The following is a 17,201-nucleotide window of genomic DNA, read 5'->3' on the forward strand; positions in this document are numbered from 1 at the left end:
ACATTAAGTTGTTAAGAATATTAAGCTTTTGCTTTTTAATACTATTCTTATTTTTTTATGACATCAAAGTTAATTTAAAGCTGGTTTTCTGAAAGATTTTTCACGATTCCCAATGCTTTTGGAAACCTGTCTTCAAAAAATCCTTTGAATTCAACAGGTGTTTGGATTACTCCTTTCAAAAGAGTGCCTTCTTCCGTTTCTTCTAAAATATACGATTCGGTGGCTTCACCCCAATCCTGTGGCTGCTCAACACCATCGTAGATCTCTCCCAGATGCAGGAATTTCATTTCTCTGTCAGGCACATTTTTCTCTACACGGCTATACATCCCGTTATTCTCTGGGTCAAAAAATTTCACGATACTCCCTTCCTCCAGGCTTCCCTGGTAAAAAGAGCCTTCCGTGAAAGCAGTAGTCCACTGCCTGTACGTAATGTCGTTCCAAAGCACATTCCACACTTTTTCGGGAGATGCATTAATGTGAACTTCAAAAAATAACGTTTCCATATTTCTAAATAAATCTTTGTAATTAATTATCCGCCTACGAAGCCACCGCCATTGATGTGGATTACTTCTCCCGTCATATAGCTTGCATCTTCAGAAGCAAGGAAAACAAATGCCGGCGCAACTTCTGAAGGTTGTCCTGCACGTTTAAGCGGTGTATCTTTCCCGAATGTTGAAAGATCCCTGAAAGTCTCTTTTACAAGCGGTGTCCATATTGGCCCGGGAGCAATTCCGTTGACGAGGATTTTTTTCCTGGCAAGATTGGATGATAATGACCGGATAAACGATAGAATGGCTCCTTTTGTCGCTGCATAATCGATCAGATGGTCACTTCCGCGGTAGGCTGTAACAGAAGTAGTGCAGATAATCCTTCCTCCTTCTTTTATTAAAGGTAAAAACTCTCTTGTAAAGGCAATCATCGAAATAATATTGGTATTGAAGGTATCCTGTATCTGATCATCCGTGATCTTTTCAAGGGAGCTTCTGGAAGTATGGATCCCGGCATTATTCACCAGGATATCCAGATTGTCCCACTTTTCCTTAATCTTTTTCAGGCATTTTGTCCTGAAAGTCCTTTTGGTAAGGTCTCCTTTAAGCAAAACACATTGTTTCCCTTCTTTTTCCACCAGTTTCTTTGTTTCTTTTGCATCTTTGTCGCTTTCTTTATAAATGACAGCGACATCTGCACCTTCTCTTGCAAAATGAATGGCTACAGCTTGCCCTATTCCACTGTCCCCACCGGTGATTACCGCTTTTTTATTGAATAATTTCCTGCTTCCCAGGTAATTTTCACGGATAATTTCAGGGAATATCCCATCTTTAGGGACTTTTGACTTAGATTGTGACTTGTTCTGTGTTCTCATAAGCAAATCTTTTATAGATCACATCAAACAACAAGCCGAAACAACTTTAGGAATGATAAGCTTCTTCTAAATCCTTTACAATAATCTTCTGCATTTTCAGCATAGCCTTCACGACTTTCTGAGCTTTTTCCTGATCAGAGTCACTCATCAGCTGGATCAGCCTCTTAGGAACAATCTGCCAGCTGAGGCCAAATTTATCCTTTAACCAGCCGCACATGCTCTCTCTGCCACCATCAGAAACCAAAGTATTCCAATAATGATCTGTCTGCTCCTGATCATCCGTCATGACTACCATAGAGATCCCTTCGCTGAAATCAAACGGATGGTCATAAGAATTATCCATACAGAATACACTGTAATTATCGATCACAAAATGAGCATGCTGAACATTTTCAGCCGGTTCCGGGATATCATGTCCTTCAGCTCCTTGTCCATATTCCAGGACATTCCCGATTTTTGAATTAGGAAAAGTGCGGGTATAAAGTTCCATAGCTTCCATAGCTTTCCCATTATTCTGATGAATGAACATCAGGGTCGGAATAATTTTCTGGCCACTGGCTTTTTCACCCAGGAATAATTGCCATGTCACTCCATACTTATCCTTAACCCAGCCATATTTTTTGCTCCATGAGTAAGAATCCAGAGCCATTAACGCCACTCCCCCGTCCAATAACTGATCCCAATATTGCTGAACCTCATCTTCGGTTTCACAAATGACCATAAAGGATATGGAAGGATTCTTTTTAAAATGAGGCCCGCCGTTCAAAAGCATCAACTTCTGCCCAAACAGGTCTATATTGATGACCATAGGGGTATCCGCAGTAATTTTTCCATCGAATATATGGCAATAAAAATCTGCGGACTGTTTTGCGTCTCCATCATACCAGAGACATGGAAAAATATCGTTATTCATAGTTTTATATTTAAGAATGGGGTAAATAGTTTATACTTGTCATTATGAACTTAGAAATTTCTTTGTGCCGAAATCCACATTATGCTTCTGAATTTCGTTGGCAGGCCTTTCAGTCTGTATTCTGAATGACAAGGTATTTGCTTTAAATTTTTATCTATCTTTAAAAATAAGATTATTTGCTTTCATATGATCTTTCAACTTTTTCATTGTATTTTTTCCAAAACCATGGAACTGCATCACCTCTTCTTCGGAATAATTCGACAGTTTTTCCAAAGAATCTATTTTTTCTTTTTCCAAAGCCCGTCTGGCGGGCATTGCAACAATGCCCTGAAGAAAATTCCCTTTCACGATATGGTCATCAGTACAAACGGAATTTAAACATTTTGCCATTATCACCAGATTGATCATGACTGTCAGAAGAGGGATTAATGATTTTCAACGTATTTGTGGAAATGATTAAGAATAGCGTACCAGCCTTCTCTCTGCATTTCTACGGAATTCTGCTTTTCGGGATCAAAAATTTCGGTAACTTTCGTAGTGTTGTCATCCACCTTATCAAAGATCACCTCTACTTTTCTTCCATCTTCCATATGATATTTTATTTTTTCATTAGGAATAACCTCATCATAAATTCCTTCGAAATCGAATCCGAAACTTTTATCTTTTGCTTCCATCCTGTTTTTGAACTTCCCGCCGACCCTGAGATCATTTTCAGAACTTGGACAATGCCAGCTTTCATGGGCAAAGTTCCATTTTGTAATATGTTTAGGAGTGTTGAAATAGTCCCATACTTTTTCGGCAGGAGCTAAAATGGTAATATCAATTTTAATAGGTTCCATAGGATTATATTTTTATAGTGGTGGATGTAAAGGGTAACCGGAATTCAGCTACCCTTTTATAATCAGGTTAAATATAAGATTATTTTGTGTATTCTTCATTATAATTCACCATCCAATGAACACCATATTTATCCTGGAAGCTTCCGAAATAGTCTCCCCAGAACTGGTCTTCGATCGGCATTTCTACATTACCGCCTTCGGAAAGCCCTTTGAATATCCTGTCTGCTTCTTCTCTTGAGTCCGGAAAAATGGAAACATAATTGTTGTTACCCACATTCAGGGTCTGCCCGAATGCCGGAACGATATCTGAAGCCATTAAAAGATCCTGCCCGATCGGAAGGGCAATGTGCATTACTCTGTTTTTCTCTTCTTCCGATAAGTTTTCGGTTCCGGGAGCATTACCCATTCTGTGAATATCGCCAAGAAATTCTCCCCCGAAAACAGATTTGTAAAAGTTGAAAGCTTCTTCTGCTTTTCCGTCAAAGTTTAAGTACGGATTTAATTTAGCCATGATTTTTAAGTTTAAAAGTTAGTATTAAAGTTTATGTTTTTATGTTTTGAGCCTTTAAGCTTTGGTTAGTTTGTTAAGGATATAAGATCTGTTTTCTTCTTAAAGCTCAAAATCAAGATGATGTATTTTCGCTCAGCGTAATGTCTTAAAAAAGAATCTCAGAATCTGTTTAAGTTTCATTTATACATTTGATTTTTTAGCATTATTATTGTTTACAAAAAATAAGAATGATCAATTTTCATTAATTCTTAACAGTTTAAAAATTTCTCCACCTCATTCGTGGTTGTATCTATTAAACTTTTATCAATATTTCCTTCAAAGTCAGCCATCATATAGGAGCCATGAGTAGCCGGAAGGATCATTAATTGGGAATGAGGTGCCAAACGCCACATTTCGACCGTATGTTCGGCCTTCATGACGTCTTTATCTCCACTGATGAATAAAGCCGGGGATTTTATGGATGTTAAAATATCTTCACTCCAGTCCCGGAAATTCTGCATTCTTTTGCTGTCTTTATCAAAAAGGTTTTCCAGCTTTGAAAAATCAGGATTCTGGTTCAGGAAATTAATTTTAAGAGGTTCAGGCATTGACTCCAGAGTGGCTTCCTGCATTCCTTCGAAAAAACCGTCCATCATTCCGTTCCTTTTGAAAAATGCAGAGGCAACGATCAGTTTTTCTACTTTCTCAGGAAACAGATGAGCAATCTGCATCACTGTATTCCCGCCATTACTGAATCCCCAGAATGAAGCTTTCTCAATGTTGAGTTCCTGTAGAAGAGCAACTACATCACGGGCATCCTGTTCAAAGGTTTCAGGGATATCCCGGTGTTCTGTCTTCCCATGATTCTGAAGATCAATTCCGATCAGCTGGAATTTGCTTTCTAATCTTGAGATAACTTCTTTGAAGTCAAACAAAATTGATGAACCGCCACCATGTATCAATATCAACGGCTGCCCGGAACCATATATTTCATAATACATTCTGATCCCGCTAACTGTTTTATAGCCTTTTTCGCCCGGTGTCATGATTAATATTTAAGGTCTTTGTCAAAATCATATTTCATTCCTTCATAACCGAGGATTCTTCTCATCAGCCCGATCTGACCACACAGATAATCTTCCCGGCCTATGCACATTCCTACAAAGTTGAGAACTGTTTCAGGAAAAAAATCTATATTCATCCCCATCGGAAAAGCTTTTTCCAGTTCTTCATCGGAAACTTCCAATAATTTCTGATAAACAAGAGGTGAAATTTTATGAAAATCGTCTTTAAGCTGCTGCAACGAAGGATATTTTAAGGTTTCATCCAATGCTTTTCCCTGAAAGAAGAAGTCTTTATATTCGAATTCTTCACTCAGGCCCAGTACATTCCCCATTGCGTATCGCATATCCAGAAAATTACCTACCATCCAGATAATATGATTGGTCTTGCCTTCAATCCTTTTCAATGCGTTTTCTTCGGAGATCCCGTCAAGAACCATCAGGAAGTTCTGACTGTGTCCCCGAAAAGCAGGAATAATAATGTCTAATTTTTTTGATTTCGGTGTATCCATTTTGATTGATTTAATACGTTTAATCTTAACAATTATCTCTTTCTGAATAAGGTATATGAAGCCCCTCTTCTACGAATTTTTTCAGTATTCTCAAATACATTGCCCAACAGAATGAGGTCTGCCGGAAATGTTCGTTTGTATCTTTCCATCCGGTATGATAGAAACTGATCCCGGTTCTGTTCCCGGCTTCTTTGAGGATGAAGCCAACTTTGGTTCCAACCCAGTCTGCATGGGCTTCTGCCATTACATATTCCATTTCAAAAGGAGGATCAAATTTTGAAACCTTTCCTTTCCAGATGTATTCTTCGGAAAATTCAAATGTATATTCTGAGTCCGGTCCGGGATTGCCACTGCTGAAATGTGTCCACCATTCATTGAGAAATTCGGGAACGGAGACCATCTGAAAAACATTTTCCAGAGTAGCATCAACCTCTAAATCATGAAGGATTGAAAATGAGTTTTCCATAGTTTATGTAATTTAGATTTTTGTTTTTTTAGTCTCTCGCTGATTTTGCAGATTAAGCAGATGTTAAATTTACTTTTGTTAAATGAAAAGCTTCCTTTTTCATGCTTGATTTATATTTTATTTTGTGGGAGCTTTAGCTGCGCTACGTGTAGATTTTTTCTCCCGCTGATTTGGCAGATCAGGCAGATTTTTTCAATACTGCTTTATTTTATGGCTCCGGGTTTTCCGAGGATTCTTCTGATATAACCCAATTGACCACAGTGATAAATCTCGTGAAGACAAAGGGTTGAAATATCTTTTACGCTTTCTGTGCTGATCTTTTCAAGACTATTGAGTCTGTTTTCAAGTTTATCCTGACAGTTTTTCAGATAGGTTTTTAATTCTTCAAAGCTTACAAATTCATCTTTCCTGTCCAGCGGAAGCTCTCCTCTGTTATAACAGGAAAATGCATCGCTATCCCAAACAGATTCTTCTCCTAAAATATTCAGGAAAGCATTTCTGATATAGATCAAATGTCCCAATACCCAATTCATACAATTGGCATCTCCATTGGGAAAGATCATGGATTCTTCATGGGAAATCCCGGCAATATTCTGTGAAATGACCCAGTAATTGGCAGTTACCTGATTTTTTATAATTTCGATATCGTTTGACATGATTACTATTATTATACTATTTGTGGATTTATTTTTTCTCCCGCAGATTATGCAGATTAAGCTGATTTTTTAATTGAGAATGTATGCAAATAAAATTCTTACTGGTGTAAATAATTCTTCTAAAGGTCTATGAGAGGATTATTTAGATTTTTTAGTTACTCTGCCGGGAATTGAGAAATATCCGCAAAGGCAACTTCCCACTGGTGTCCGTTCAGGTCTGCAAAAGCACTCTGATACATCCAGCCGTGATCCTGCGGCTCACTGTATTTTGAACCTCCGTTCTCTATGGCTGTTTTTACAATCGTATCTACTTCGTCACGGCTATTGACTCCTATGGCAAGAAGCACCTGTGTAGTATCCCCTTTGGCCAAAGCCCTGTTGGTAAACGTCTGAAAATATTCTTCTTTCAGGAACATTGCATAGATATGGTCATCCTTAAGGACTACACATATCGCATTTTCATCTGAAAACTGTTCGTTGATGGAAAAATCGAGCTTCGTCCAGAATTCTCTAGTCTTCTGTACATCCGTAACGGGAAGGTTGATGTAAATCTGATTGACTTTCATATGGCAATTTTTTTAATGTTAAACTTTTAACCAAAATTACCAAGTCATGATGAAAATCAACTTGCCATAAGACAAGAATTAAATTTTCTTCGGATGGGAAACCAATTCTTTACGGATCCTGCTTAAAGAAGTATCTGTAACCCCCAGATAAGAAGCGATCTGTTTTAAAGGGGCATACTGTACCACCTGGGGTTTTTGTTCCAAAAGATTAAGGTAACGTTTGGTCGCCGAAAGAGTAAACATTTCTACGGAACGCTGCTTATAAGCAAAAAGCTGCTGCGACATCCATGATCTTCCCCATTCTCTAAGGTTAGGAATTTTGTGAAAGAGCTCCTGAAAGGTATCAAAACCAAATCTCCAGCATTCGCAATCGGTAATGCAGACGATATTTTCCTGGGTGGGAATTCTCTGGAACAGTGAGGAAACTTCAATCACCACTTCATTTTCTACGAAGAAATTTGTGGTTACTTCATTGCCGTTAAAATCATTAACAAATGAGCGGGCAAGGCCTTTTTCTATAATATAATATTCATTGGCCGTTTTACCTTCTTCAAGGATGAAATCTCCTTTCTGAAACTCAACTTTTTCATGAGCCTTAAATATCTCATCTAATTCTTCCGGTAAAAAAAATGGGAAATCATAAGAAATTTCTAAGGCTTTGTAACTCATCTTACAGAATGTTTTTTAAGGTATTAAAAATATAATTTTTCTTGTGTCTGAAACAAAAAAAGTTATTCTTTAACAATAAAGCTGTTTAAGTTTATAGAAAAAGAAAAAATTAAACCACAAAAGACACAAAGGTTTTTCAGGAACACTCTAGGGTTAAAATTCAATACTCTTATTGTACACCAGGTCTGTCGTTCCAGAGGAATATAAATTTTGTCAACATTTTTGAGATTCTTCAATACGCTACCGCTTCTTTCAGAATGACAACGTCGATATATAAGCTTTTGCAGCTAAATTAAAATCAATGCATTGAGGAAAATTTTAAATCCTTATGCTTTGTTTCATCAAACTTTTCATTAAATATAATTTTGTTCCCGAAAGGATCATCTACTGTAAAGGCAACCGTATCATAAAAGGTTTTTTCAAGCCCGGGCCGGTTATATTTATATTTTTTTCCTATTAATTCCCTGTGATATTCCGCAACTCCTTCACCCCAGATAAAAACCCTGCTCCCAGGTGTTCAGTCACCGTGATGCTCACTTAAATGGAGAGTAATGTTATTTTTCTTCACTTCCATATAAACCGGAGTATTTTCTTCAAAAGAATGTTCCCACACGATTTCAAAACCCAGCCAGTCAACATAGAACTCAACTGTTTTCCGGTAATCAAAGATCCTGAGGATGGGAATAACCTGTTCTGCTTTCATATTCAATAAATTCTTAAAGTCAAAAAAGCCCTGCGAAAACACGATCTCCACAAGGCTTTATAATTTATCTCTCTATAGTTATTTTAAGGCTGCAATTGCTGCCTCATAATCAGGTTCGTGGGTAATTTCGGAAACCTGCTCTGTGTAAATTATTTTATTGTTCTCGTCAGTAACAATTACTGCACGGCTCAGAAGTCCTTTCATCGGAGAGTCCGTAATAGTCACTTCATAATCATCTCCGAAGCTGCTTCTGAAATCTGAAAGTGTCTCCACATTATTCAGTCCTTCCGCTGCACAGAATCTTCCGAGTGCAAAAGGCAGGTCTTTGGAAACATTAATAACAACAGTATTGTGCATCTTTGAAGCTTCTTCATTGAACTTTCTTGCAGAAGCGGCACAAATCCCTGTATCTATACTTGGAAAAATATTGAAGACTTTTTTCTTTCCGTCAAAGTTGGAAAGAGTTTTTACCTGTAAACCGGAATCTACCAGTGCAAAATCCCTTACGGTAGTTCCTACAGACGGAAGAATTCCTATGGTATGCACTTCATTCCCTTTTAAAGTAATCGTAGTTGACATAAACTCTGTTTTTTTTAGTTTCATCAAATTTACTCAAATTGCACCGCATTTCTTTTCAAATAAAGGTTAAATAATTCTTAAAGTGCAAAAACAAAAATAATCTTTACTAAAAATTGATTCAGACATTATTTTTTAGTTATATTCGCAGACTTTACTAAAAAAACTAACCATGCAAAAAAAAATTATTGTGTTGTTATTGGCAACGCCATTTTTGGGTTTTGCCCAGTCTGCGATTGGGAATCTCAATTCAGGGGCGGTATCTGCGGATAACTTTACACATTCTGTGGGAGAGATCTATGTGATCCCCACAGATCCTAACCAGAGTAACTCCGGTACAATGGGAATGCTTTACCAGACTGTTTTACAGGTTTTAGGGGTCAATGAGCTTGAAAAGGAGAATATAAAAATCTACCCAAACCCTACCACAGATTTTATTTATGTAAAATTAAATTCAATATCAAAAATTGATGAGGCTGAAGTATATGATGCTTCGGGAAGGCTTGTTTTAAAAACAAAATTAGAATCTGAAAAACTGGATTTGAGAACATTAAGTCAGGGGATTTATACTATTTCTTTCAAAAATTCAGACATCAAACCTATTAAAATTATCAAAAAACCTTAAAAAAACTATTCATGAAAAAACTTTATACTACTATAGGATTATTTATTGCCACTTTATTCAGTGCTCAGGTTCCACAGGCTTTCAGCTATCAGACTATTGCTTTTAATGCTTCCGGAGCTCCCATTGCCAACGGGAATGTTTCTTTGAGAGTAAGCATTATGGAAAATGGTGCAACAGGAACAGTTTTATATACTGAAACTCATAATAAAACCACCAATGCCAAAGGACTGGTGAATCTTAACATCGGACAGGGAACCCCTGCTACCGGTAATTTCGGAGGGATCAACTGGGGAACCAATACCAAATTTGTAAAAGTGGAAATGGATCCGCAAGGGGGCTCCAACTACACCAATGTCGGAGTAAATCAATTGATGAGCGTTCCTTATGCCCAGGTAAGTAAAACCGTGGTTACAGGAGCAGGGCAGGGAATTACCCTAGTTTCTCCTAACGGAACCAATTATACTCTAAGTGTAAATGATGCGGGAACTTTAAGTCTGCCTACAAATTCCGGCACATCCGGTAATAATCTGCCATCAAATCTTTATATGTATGGCTCTTATAATTCTTTCAATGCTTCTTCTGCAGAACTGTTAAGAGGAAACGGACTCCCAAAAGTAGGCTATAAATATTTCCAGGCGAACACCCAAGTAAAATTTTTAGCTTCTCCGGGGAACGGGGCACAGACATATGGTTCTGATTCTTTCGGATCGCTGGTTGCCAACGGAGGTAATTACAATATTTCTTCCAATGGATTTTACCAGGTTTTGGTTGATTATAATACCGTGACGACTATAGGTGCTAATTTTGAAAATTTTAGCCCGCAAATTCAATTCACTTCATTATCAAGCCCGGTCCCTACAACTTCTGTTTCCTACAATACTTCTACAGGAAAGTTTACAATAAATGTTAATGGAGTTACTACCAGCAATGGGGGTACTTTCTATTTAAGGTTAGCAGCGCTCGGTCCAAATTCTGAAGATATAGGAGATAATCTGAATGACGGGTCCTTTGATATAAATGGTGATCCAATTACCTTTCCAAATCTTTCCCCTACCATTCCTAAGAATTATAAAATTGAATTCAATATCAATTTTGATGCAACCGGAACATATACAATAACCCAAATATAAACTGAAAGAGGCAAAAGCCTCTTTTTTTATTTAAACACTCCAATTAAACCGTGATATTTATTAAATTTGCGAGACTTAAAATTTCAAATAATAAATAACAGTATAATGTCAGAAAAATCAAAAATCTATTACACCTTAACGGATGAGGCTCCCATGCTGGCTACCCACTCGTTTTTACCTATCGTAAAAGCTTTTACACAATCAGCGGATATCGAAATTGCTGTTCCGGATATTTCTTTGGCAGGAAGAATTTTAGCGAACTTTCCTGAATTCTTAAAGGATGACCAGAAAATGGGTGATGCTTTATCAGAATTAGGGCAATTAGCCACTCAGCCTGATGCCAATATTATCAAATTACCTAATATCTCTGCATCTGTTCCTCAGCTGGACGAAGCCATTGCTGAATTACAGGCAAAAGGTTTCGCAGTTCCAAATTATCCTGCAGAGCCTAAAAATGATGAAGAGAAAGCCATCAAGTCTAAATATGCGAAAGTTTTAGGAAGTGCTGTAAATCCTGTATTAAGAGAAGGAAATTCTGACAGACGTGCTCCAAAAGCTGTTAAAAACTACGCAAAAGCAAATCCTCATAAAATGGGAGACTGGGCTTCTGACAGCAAAACTGATGTAGCTCACATGAACAGTGGAGATTTCTACGGAACCGAAACTTCAACTACTTTAGAAAACGCCACAAAATTCAGGATCGTATTCAAAGGAAATGATGGTTCTGAAACAGTATTGAAAGATTTTGCCGGTCTTCAGGCCGGTGAAGTAATTGATTCTTCCGTAATGAATTTAACAGCATTGAAAGCTTTTGTTCAGCAGGCTATTGATGAAGCTAAAAACAGAAACGTACTTCTTTCTGCTCACCTGAAAGCTACCATGATGAAGATCTCCGATCCTATTATTTTCGGGGCTATCGTAGAAACTTACTTCAAAGATGTTTTCACAAAATATGCCGGGACTTTCAGGTCTTTAGATATTAATCCAAACAATGGTCTTGCAGACCTTTTCGAGAAGATCAAAGGAAATGCGCAGGAAGCAGAGATCAATGCGGATATTGAAGCTGCTTTAGCGAACGGGCCAAGAGTGGCGATGGTAAATTCTGATAAAGGGATTACCAACTTCCATGTTCCTTCCGATGTTATTGTTGATGCTTCTATGGCTGCTTTGGTAAGAGGCGGAGGGAAAATGTGGAACAAGGACGGAAATGAAGAGGATACGGTCTGTATCATTCCGGATCGTTCTTATGCAGGATTCTACCAAGCTGTAATTGATGATATGAAAGCTCATGGAAAACTAGACCCTACCACTATGGGTTCGGTTCCGAATGTTGGTTTAATGGCTCAGAAGGCTGAAGAATATGGCTCTCATGACAAGACTTTCCAGGCTACCGCTGCAGGAACTATTGAAGCTCAGGACGAAGCCGGAAATGTTCTTCTTTCTCAAAAAGTAGAAAAAGATGATATCTTCAGAATGTGCCAGACCAAAGATGCCCCTATCCAGGATTGGGTAAAATTAGCAGTAAACAGAGCAAGATTGTCTGACACTCCTGCTATTTTCTGGTTAGATAAAGGTAGAGCCCATGACAGAGAAATCATTAAGAAAGTAGAAAAATATCTTAAAGATCATGATACAACAGGGCTTGACATCAGAATTCTTGATGTAAAAGATGCCATGACCGAGACGTTAAAAAGAGCAAGAGAAGGTAAAGATACTATTTCCGTATCTGGAAACGTATTGAGAGATTACTTAACAGACCTTTTCCCAATCCTTGAGCTTGGAACTTCTGCAAAAATGCTGTCTATCGTTCCACTGATGAATGGAGGCGGTTTATTTGAAACAGGTGCAGGTGGTTCTGCTCCGAAACATATTGAACAGTTTGTAGAAGAAGGATATCTGAGATGGGATTCTTTAGGTGAATTCCTGGCGCTTCAGGCTTCTTTGGAACATTTGGCCCAGACTCAGGGGAATACAAAATCCCAGATTTTAGCAGATGCATTGGATGAGGCTAATGCTAAGTTCTTAGCTACCGACAAATCTCCGGCAAGAAAGGTAGGACAGATCGATAACAGAGGTTCTCATTTCTATTTAGCGATGTATTGGGCCGAAGCTTTGGCCAATCAGACCACCAATGCCGAAATTGCTGAAAAGTTCAAGCCGATCGCTCAGAAGATGCAGGAAAATGAAGCGAAGATCAATGAAGAACTGATTGGTGCACAGGGTAAACCTCAGGATATCGGTGGTTATTATAAAGCTGATGAGCCTAAAACTTATGCAGCCATGAGACCAAGCTCTACATTGAATGCTATTATTGACGGAATTTAATTCAATTGATATGATAAACGAAAGCTCCTTTTTCAAGGGGCTTTTTTATTGGAATGATTTAAACTAAAAGTTTAAAAAATATCTTTTACGGGATGGCAAATATTTAAACACGTTAGTTTTATAAGTTTTCAAGCTATTCTCTTTATAATAAGTACACTTTAGAAGATTATTTTAATTGAACTTAATATTTGATTTCCAAAAAACTTATATGTTCTTCCATATATATTTAGCATTTAACTAAAGTGTTATAAAAAAGCTTTTGCGGCTTTGTGGTTAGAGAGGAAAATTTCGATTAAAGCCCGTTCACTAATAATTTATTTCATACAAAAATAAACCCTCCCAAAGTAGAATGAGAGGATCTGTCATTGAAAATTATGAGTAGAAAATATAATTTTTAAGGTTGATGCAAAGTTTAAGACAAAATCTTTTAATCTTTTAATAATTAATTATATACCTTTCTTATCCTGATCATACTTAAAATAAACAGTCCCAGCATACCCAGTATAAAATACCCTTCCGCAACCTGCAACTGAATCTCAGGCCTGATGAACGCCACAATTCCATAGCTTACTGCTGAGGTAATGATGAACGCTACCCCACCTGTTAAACCACCTGCAAGTCCCGCAGAATTTGGAAATCGTCCAAGACAGTAAGAAAAATAATTATTAAAAATAAATCCTGCAGTAACATGAATAGCAAAGGCAAAAGCCACTAAAGTATAGAGGGTACTTGTAAAATAAGATACGGCAAACATCAGGACGATCAGGGCAAGCTGAATGAAATTAGCATACCGGATCTTGGGCAGAAATGCCTTATTGATCAACGCCCGCCCTAAAAATCCCCCTACCATCCAGGCAAAGCCCAAGATCAGGGAAACATAGCCTGCAATGACTTCAGAATACCCCATTTTATGCTCAATAATGAATGCGCCGCAAAGATTAAAGAAGATCACCATGGCATAGCTCAGCCCGCACATCAGCATTCCGTAGAAGAAATCTTTGGCTTTGAACATCATCTCATATTCTTTCAACAAAAAGCTGATATGAAAAGGATTTCTCACTTTTAAGGTCTCCCCTGAAAATATCAATTCCAGGATCAGCAATAATAAACTGTATCCTGCCAATACGTAAAAATTGGACTGCCAGCCGAAATGCTTCTGCAAATACCCTCCTATAAACGGCGCAATGATAGGCCCTACTGACCATACGATCGTCATAATGCTTAAATAATGCTTACGTTCTTCTCCTTCATACATATCCACAAAGAACGCCCGTTTGGAAACTACCGCAAGCCCGGACAGCATCCCCTGCAACACCCGCATTGTGTAGATCACCATAATATTTTGAGTGGATGCGGTAATCAAAAACGTAACCACAAATAAAGCCAGGGAGATCAGGGCAATTCTGTATCGTCCAAATGAATCCACCACACTTCCGGCAAAGAACTGGGTAAGCCCATAACTGATCAGGAATATGGATAAGGTAAGCTGAATGCTGCTTTCCGGAAGATTAAGCTCTGTTGCCATACTCGGCATGGAAGGCAGGTAAATATCCGTCGCCAGGCCGGACATGGGGATCATGGCAAAAGCAAGGATCGTAGCGATAAATTTATTTTTCTCTTTAAGGGTCTTCATTTCCTTCATTCCTCTTTTTTGTAAAAATAAGGATCCCCGAATGGTTTTTCAGGAATCCTGACGATATTGATGTTTAATTATTGACCAGCTTCATAGAACCTTCGCTGTATCTTTCTCCTGTATTCGGATATTTTTTCAGAATGGCATCTATAGTATCCAGATCGGATGGAGAGAGCTCAATCCCGGCTGCTTCAATATTTTCTTCAAGGTATTTGATCCGTTTTGTCCCGGGGATCGGAATAATGTCTTCCCCCTGGTTCAACACCCATGCTAAGGCCAGCTGCGTTCCTTTTACTCCTTTGGATGCGGCAAAATCATTGATCTCTTTTGCTAAGTTCCTGTTGTTCTCAAGATTTTCCTGCTGATAACGTGGTAAAGATTTTCTGAAGTCATCATCCCCAAAGTTCTGAACTTCGTTAATATTGGCAAAAAGACCTCTCGCCAAAGGAGAATAAGGCACTAAAACAATTCCAAGTTCCCTGATCGTTGCCAGAATCTCTTTTTCAACATCTCTGGTAAGGATAGAATACTCGGACTGTAATGCTGTGATCGGATGGATCTTATTGGCTTTCCTGATCGATTCTGCTGAAGCCTCCGACAGTCCCAGATATTTTACTTTACCCTCTTTCACCAACTCAGCCATGGCTCCTACCGTTTCTTCTACAGGAACATTGGGATCTACCCTATGGGCATAATAAAGGTCTATGGTGTCTATCTTTAATCTTTGTAGACTTTGATCCACGGCCTGCCTGATCCATTCCGGAGAGCCGTCAAAATAGGTTCCCGGCGCCCCGCTGTGGCTGGCTTTCTCATCTTTGAACCTGAATCCGAATTTGGTGGCAATAAAAATCTTATCACGATTCGGGACCAGAACTTTAGAGATCAGCTTTTCATTTTCTCCGTTGGCATACATATCTGCCGTATCCCAAAAGTTGACCCCGAGATCCAAAGCCCTGTGCAATGTGCTGATGCTCTCCTGCTCGTCTGCAGGGCCATAGGCAAAACTCATTCCCATACATCCCAGTCCGATGGCAGATAACTGCTCTCCTGTGTTTCCTAATTTTCTGAATTTCATAATTGTTTGTGATTTTAATTACAGGAACAAAATTAGAACAAGAATTCGTTGCGCCCGATATAGAATTCAAACCAAGAATTATAGAATTCAAACCAGATTACTTCTCAAGGTATTGGGAGCATATCCTGTCTGTTTTTTGAAGTAGTTGGTAAAATAGGCGGGTTCCTCAAATCCAAGGCCATATGCAATTTCGGAAATATTCCAGTCCGTATGTTTTAAAAGAGCATTAGCTTCCTGAATAATCCTTGCCGTGATCTGTTGGGTCGTAGTTTTCCCGGTGATCTCTTTTACGGAACGGTTCAGGGAATTTACGTGAATAGACAGGCTTTCCGCAAAATCATTAGGTGTTTTCAGCCTGAGATATGCCTCCGGGCTGTCGATGGGAAATTGTCTTTCAAGCAGCTCCATAAACAGAGAGGCCACCCTTTGCGAAGCATTCTGGTAATGCTCAAAATTATCTGCAGGTTGCATTTTCATGGTTTCATGGACCAGAAGATGCAGGTATGCCCGAAGCATATCATATTTATGAATATAATCGGACTGAATTTCAGCTACCATTTTAAGAAACAGCCCGGAAACCGATCTTTGCTGCTCTTCGTCAACAAAGAATACCGGACTTCCCCCGATTTTGAAAAGCGGCGAGTCCTGAAGGTTTCCCATACGGTTTCCATTTTGCAGGAACTGATCTGTAAAAAGACAGAACCAGCCTGTCTGATCTTCATCTTCCGCTTCCCATGAGTAAGGCACTACAGGATTTGAAAATAACAAAGCAGGCTTATCCACATAGATCCATTTATCGGCGTAATGCAGCCTTCCTTTTCCTATGATCAGTGAGATCTTATAATAATCCCTTCTGCTGTAAGGCGTGACTGATGAACAATTTTCCCGGGAAAAAACATTAAAATGACCGATTCCGGGAGTTTTGATGCATGAAAAACCCTCTTTGGCATTACGCTCATAAAATCCTTTGACTGTTTCTATTGATTCCATGTCTCAAAATTATAAAATTCAAACATCACTTTTTCATGCAATCATCATGATCGATAAAATAAAAAATGACCGGCTCAAAAAAACCGGTCATAAAAAACTGAATATATAGTTGATCGCTGCCTAATGCTTATGGTCTTTACCATTATTCATATGAACAGCTTTGCTTTTTTTATCGATATGTTTATATTTCTTATCATTATTTTTATTTCTGTTGTATACCGCAACAGGATTCTGTCCTTTATAATATTTGTTTTTAAATTTTACATATTTATCATTTCCCAAAATCCTTTCTATCTCAGAATACCGGTCTGCTCTCCATCTGTCGGGGCTATCTCCATATACCCTGAGCCACGTGTTATAATCCGCATACCTGTCATTAAGAGCATTGAGCTGCTTAACCTGGGTGGAAGAGAGAAGCAGATCTGCAGCTACAGCCCCCCAATTAACATCTGTGACACTTCTTCTATAATCATTGTAATAATCGGACTGTGCATAACTTAAAGTGAATGCGCCTAAAAATAATATAGTCCATGCTATTTTTTTCATCTCTGCCAGTTTTCTGATTAGATTATATTTAGCAATGACAATTAAAATGCCAAATCAATTAAC

General features: G+C 38.4%; 20 protein-coding genes and 1 pseudogene. 3 read left to right on the top strand and 18 right to left on the bottom strand.

Going from position 1 to position 17,201, the window contains the following annotated elements:
- Window positions 1-74 precede the first annotated feature (74 nt).
- The 14 genes and pseudogenes from HNP38_RS05200 to tpx all read right to left on the bottom strand — a co-directional run bounded on the left by HNP38_RS05200 (window position 75) and on the right by tpx (window position 8,817).
- Window positions 75-503, bottom strand: a complete 429-nt coding sequence (locus HNP38_RS05200; RefSeq protein ID WP_184185496.1) for an SRPBCC domain-containing protein — start codon at window positions 501-503, stop codon at window positions 75-77.
- 26 nt (window positions 504-529) lie between these two features.
- Window positions 530-1,363, bottom strand: coding sequence for an SDR family oxidoreductase (locus HNP38_RS05205; RefSeq protein ID WP_184185499.1), 834 nt, complete (start codon window positions 1,361-1,363; stop codon window positions 530-532).
- A 46-nt stretch (window positions 1,364-1,409) separates the two neighbouring features.
- Window positions 1,410-2,276 (bottom strand): VOC family protein, encoded by an 867-nt coding sequence (locus tag HNP38_RS05210; RefSeq protein WP_184185502.1) that lies wholly within the window; start codon window positions 2,274-2,276, stop codon window positions 1,410-1,412.
- A 150-nt stretch (window positions 2,277-2,426) separates the two neighbouring features.
- The gene (locus HNP38_RS05215) at window positions 2,427-2,666 is read right to left on the bottom strand and encodes a DNA-directed RNA polymerase subunit alpha C-terminal domain-containing protein (RefSeq protein ID WP_228460942.1); all 240 of its coding nucleotides are present in this window, start codon (window positions 2,664-2,666) and stop codon (window positions 2,427-2,429) included.
- A 35-nt stretch (window positions 2,667-2,701) separates the two neighbouring features.
- Window positions 2,702-3,115 carry an SRPBCC family protein gene (locus tag HNP38_RS05220; RefSeq protein WP_184185508.1) on the bottom strand — a complete coding sequence of 138 codons (414 nt, stop codon included), beginning with the start codon at window positions 3,113-3,115 and terminating at the stop codon, window positions 2,702-2,704.
- 79 nt (window positions 3,116-3,194) lie between these two features.
- Window positions 3,195-3,626: a VOC family protein gene (locus HNP38_RS05225; RefSeq protein WP_184185512.1), complete on the bottom strand. Its 432-nt coding sequence runs from the start codon at window positions 3,624-3,626 to the stop codon at window positions 3,195-3,197.
- 248 nt (window positions 3,627-3,874) lie between these two features.
- Window positions 3,875-4,651, bottom strand: coding sequence for an alpha/beta fold hydrolase (locus HNP38_RS05230; RefSeq protein ID WP_184185515.1), 777 nt, complete (start codon window positions 4,649-4,651; stop codon window positions 3,875-3,877).
- Window positions 4,652-4,653: 2 nt separating this feature from the next.
- On the bottom strand, window positions 4,654-5,178 hold the full coding sequence (locus HNP38_RS05235) for a DinB family protein (RefSeq protein ID WP_184185518.1): 525 nt from the start codon (window positions 5,176-5,178) through the stop codon (window positions 4,654-4,656).
- 25 nt (window positions 5,179-5,203) lie between these two features.
- Window positions 5,204-5,644 (bottom strand): SRPBCC family protein, encoded by a 441-nt coding sequence (locus HNP38_RS05240; protein ID WP_184185521.1) that lies wholly within the window; start codon window positions 5,642-5,644, stop codon window positions 5,204-5,206.
- Between the two features lie 203 nt (window positions 5,645-5,847).
- The gene (locus tag HNP38_RS05245; RefSeq protein WP_194299328.1) at window positions 5,848-6,300 is read right to left on the bottom strand and encodes a hypothetical protein; all 453 of its coding nucleotides are present in this window, start codon (window positions 6,298-6,300) and stop codon (window positions 5,848-5,850) included.
- Window positions 6,301-6,455: 155 nt separating this feature from the next.
- Window positions 6,456-6,866 carry a VOC family protein gene (locus tag HNP38_RS05250; protein ID WP_184185524.1) on the bottom strand — a complete coding sequence of 137 codons (411 nt, stop codon included), beginning with the start codon at window positions 6,864-6,866 and terminating at the stop codon, window positions 6,456-6,458.
- Window positions 6,867-6,944: 78 nt separating this feature from the next.
- Complete coding sequence (locus HNP38_RS05255; RefSeq protein WP_184185527.1) at window positions 6,945-7,535, bottom strand: Crp/Fnr family transcriptional regulator; 591 nt, start codon at window positions 7,533-7,535, stop codon at window positions 6,945-6,947.
- A 298-nt stretch (window positions 7,536-7,833) separates the two neighbouring features.
- Window positions 7,834-8,238: pseudogene (locus HNP38_RS05260) on the bottom strand (glyoxalase superfamily protein).
- A 78-nt stretch (window positions 8,239-8,316) separates the two neighbouring features.
- Window positions 8,317-8,817, bottom strand: a complete 501-nt coding sequence (tpx, locus tag HNP38_RS05265) for a thiol peroxidase (RefSeq protein ID WP_184185530.1) — start codon at window positions 8,815-8,817, stop codon at window positions 8,317-8,319.
- A gap of 169 nt (window positions 8,818-8,986) precedes the next feature.
- Between tpx and HNP38_RS05270 the strand changes: the two genes are divergently transcribed.
- From HNP38_RS05270 to HNP38_RS05280, 3 genes are all read left to right on the top strand, one after another.
- Window positions 8,987-9,439: a T9SS type A sorting domain-containing protein gene (locus HNP38_RS05270; RefSeq protein ID WP_184185533.1), complete on the top strand. Its 453-nt coding sequence runs from the start codon at window positions 8,987-8,989 to the stop codon at window positions 9,437-9,439.
- Window positions 9,440-9,450: 11 nt separating this feature from the next.
- Window positions 9,451-10,569 (top strand): hypothetical protein, encoded by a 1,119-nt coding sequence (locus tag HNP38_RS05275; RefSeq protein ID WP_184185536.1) that lies wholly within the window; start codon window positions 9,451-9,453, stop codon window positions 10,567-10,569.
- A gap of 105 nt (window positions 10,570-10,674) precedes the next feature.
- Complete coding sequence (locus HNP38_RS05280; RefSeq protein WP_184185539.1) at window positions 10,675-12,894, top strand: NADP-dependent isocitrate dehydrogenase; 2,220 nt, start codon at window positions 10,675-10,677, stop codon at window positions 12,892-12,894.
- 442 nt (window positions 12,895-13,336) lie between these two features.
- Here HNP38_RS05280 and HNP38_RS05285 read toward each other — a convergent pair whose 3' ends face one another.
- From HNP38_RS05285 to HNP38_RS05300, 4 genes are all read right to left on the bottom strand, one after another.
- The gene (locus HNP38_RS05285) at window positions 13,337-14,527 is read right to left on the bottom strand and encodes an MFS transporter (RefSeq protein ID WP_184187593.1); all 1,191 of its coding nucleotides are present in this window, start codon (window positions 14,525-14,527) and stop codon (window positions 13,337-13,339) included.
- 73 nt (window positions 14,528-14,600) lie between these two features.
- Window positions 14,601-15,602: an aldo/keto reductase gene (locus tag HNP38_RS05290; protein ID WP_184185542.1), complete on the bottom strand. Its 1,002-nt coding sequence runs from the start codon at window positions 15,600-15,602 to the stop codon at window positions 14,601-14,603.
- Between the two features lie 87 nt (window positions 15,603-15,689).
- Window positions 15,690-16,592: a helix-turn-helix domain-containing protein gene (locus HNP38_RS05295; protein WP_184185545.1), complete on the bottom strand. Its 903-nt coding sequence runs from the start codon at window positions 16,590-16,592 to the stop codon at window positions 15,690-15,692.
- Window positions 16,593-16,712: 120 nt separating this feature from the next.
- Window positions 16,713-17,138 carry a hypothetical protein gene (locus HNP38_RS05300; RefSeq protein WP_184185548.1) on the bottom strand — a complete coding sequence of 142 codons (426 nt, stop codon included), beginning with the start codon at window positions 17,136-17,138 and terminating at the stop codon, window positions 16,713-16,715.
- Between the last annotated feature and the right edge of the window lie 63 nt (window positions 17,139-17,201).

It is taken from the genome of Chryseobacterium defluvii (genome assembly GCF_014204415.1).
Lineage (GTDB): Bacteria > Bacteroidota > Bacteroidia > Flavobacteriales > Weeksellaceae > Chryseobacterium > Chryseobacterium defluvii_A.

Excerpts from the sequence above, each read along its gene's own strand:
- HNP38_RS05245 (WP_194299328.1), bottom strand. The coding sequence starts at position 6,300 with ATGTCAAACGATATCGAAATTATAAAAAATCAGGTAACTGCCAATTAC.
- HNP38_RS05255 (WP_184185527.1), bottom strand. The coding sequence starts at position 7,535 with ATGAGTTACAAAGCCTTAGAAATTTCTTATGATTTCCCATTTTTTTTA.
- HNP38_RS05270 (WP_184185533.1), top strand. The coding sequence starts at position 8,987 with ATGCAAAAAAAAATTATTGTGTTGTTATTGGCAACGCCATTTTTGGGT.
- HNP38_RS05215 (WP_228460942.1), bottom strand. The coding sequence starts at position 2,666 with ATGGCAAAATGTTTAAATTCCGTTTGTACTGATGACCATATCGTGAAA.
- HNP38_RS05290 (WP_184185542.1), bottom strand. The coding sequence starts at position 15,602 with ATGAAATTCAGAAAATTAGGAAACACAGGAGAGCAGTTATCTGCCATC.
- tpx (WP_184185530.1), bottom strand. The coding sequence starts at position 8,817 with ATGTCAACTACGATTACTTTAAAAGGGAATGAAGTGCATACCATAGGA.
- HNP38_RS05205 (WP_184185499.1), bottom strand. The coding sequence starts at position 1,363 with ATGAGAACACAGAACAAGTCACAATCTAAGTCAAAAGTCCCTAAAGAT.
- HNP38_RS05200 (WP_184185496.1), bottom strand. The coding sequence starts at position 503 with ATGGAAACGTTATTTTTTGAAGTTCACATTAATGCATCTCCCGAAAAA.
- HNP38_RS05300 (WP_184185548.1), bottom strand. The coding sequence starts at position 17,138 with ATGAAAAAAATAGCATGGACTATATTATTTTTAGGCGCATTCACTTTA.
- HNP38_RS05235 (WP_184185518.1), bottom strand. The coding sequence starts at position 5,178 with ATGGATACACCGAAATCAAAAAAATTAGACATTATTATTCCTGCTTTT.
- HNP38_RS05280 (WP_184185539.1), top strand. The coding sequence starts at position 10,675 with ATGTCAGAAAAATCAAAAATCTATTACACCTTAACGGATGAGGCTCCC.
- HNP38_RS05250 (WP_184185524.1), bottom strand. The coding sequence starts at position 6,866 with ATGAAAGTCAATCAGATTTACATCAACCTTCCCGTTACGGATGTACAG.
- HNP38_RS05225 (WP_184185512.1), bottom strand. The coding sequence starts at position 3,626 with ATGGCTAAATTAAATCCGTACTTAAACTTTGACGGAAAAGCAGAAGAA.
- HNP38_RS05240 (WP_184185521.1), bottom strand. The coding sequence starts at position 5,644 with ATGGAAAACTCATTTTCAATCCTTCATGATTTAGAGGTTGATGCTACT.
- HNP38_RS05295 (WP_184185545.1), bottom strand. The coding sequence starts at position 16,592 with ATGGAATCAATAGAAACAGTCAAAGGATTTTATGAGCGTAATGCCAAA.
- HNP38_RS05275 (WP_184185536.1), top strand. The coding sequence starts at position 9,451 with ATGAAAAAACTTTATACTACTATAGGATTATTTATTGCCACTTTATTC.
- HNP38_RS05210 (WP_184185502.1), bottom strand. The coding sequence starts at position 2,276 with ATGAATAACGATATTTTTCCATGTCTCTGGTATGATGGAGACGCAAAA.
- HNP38_RS05220 (WP_184185508.1), bottom strand. The coding sequence starts at position 3,115 with ATGGAACCTATTAAAATTGATATTACCATTTTAGCTCCTGCCGAAAAA.
- HNP38_RS05285 (WP_184187593.1), bottom strand. The coding sequence starts at position 14,527 with ATGAAGACCCTTAAAGAGAAAAATAAATTTATCGCTACGATCCTTGCT.
- HNP38_RS05230 (WP_184185515.1), bottom strand. The coding sequence starts at position 4,651 with ATGACACCGGGCGAAAAAGGCTATAAAACAGTTAGCGGGATCAGAATG.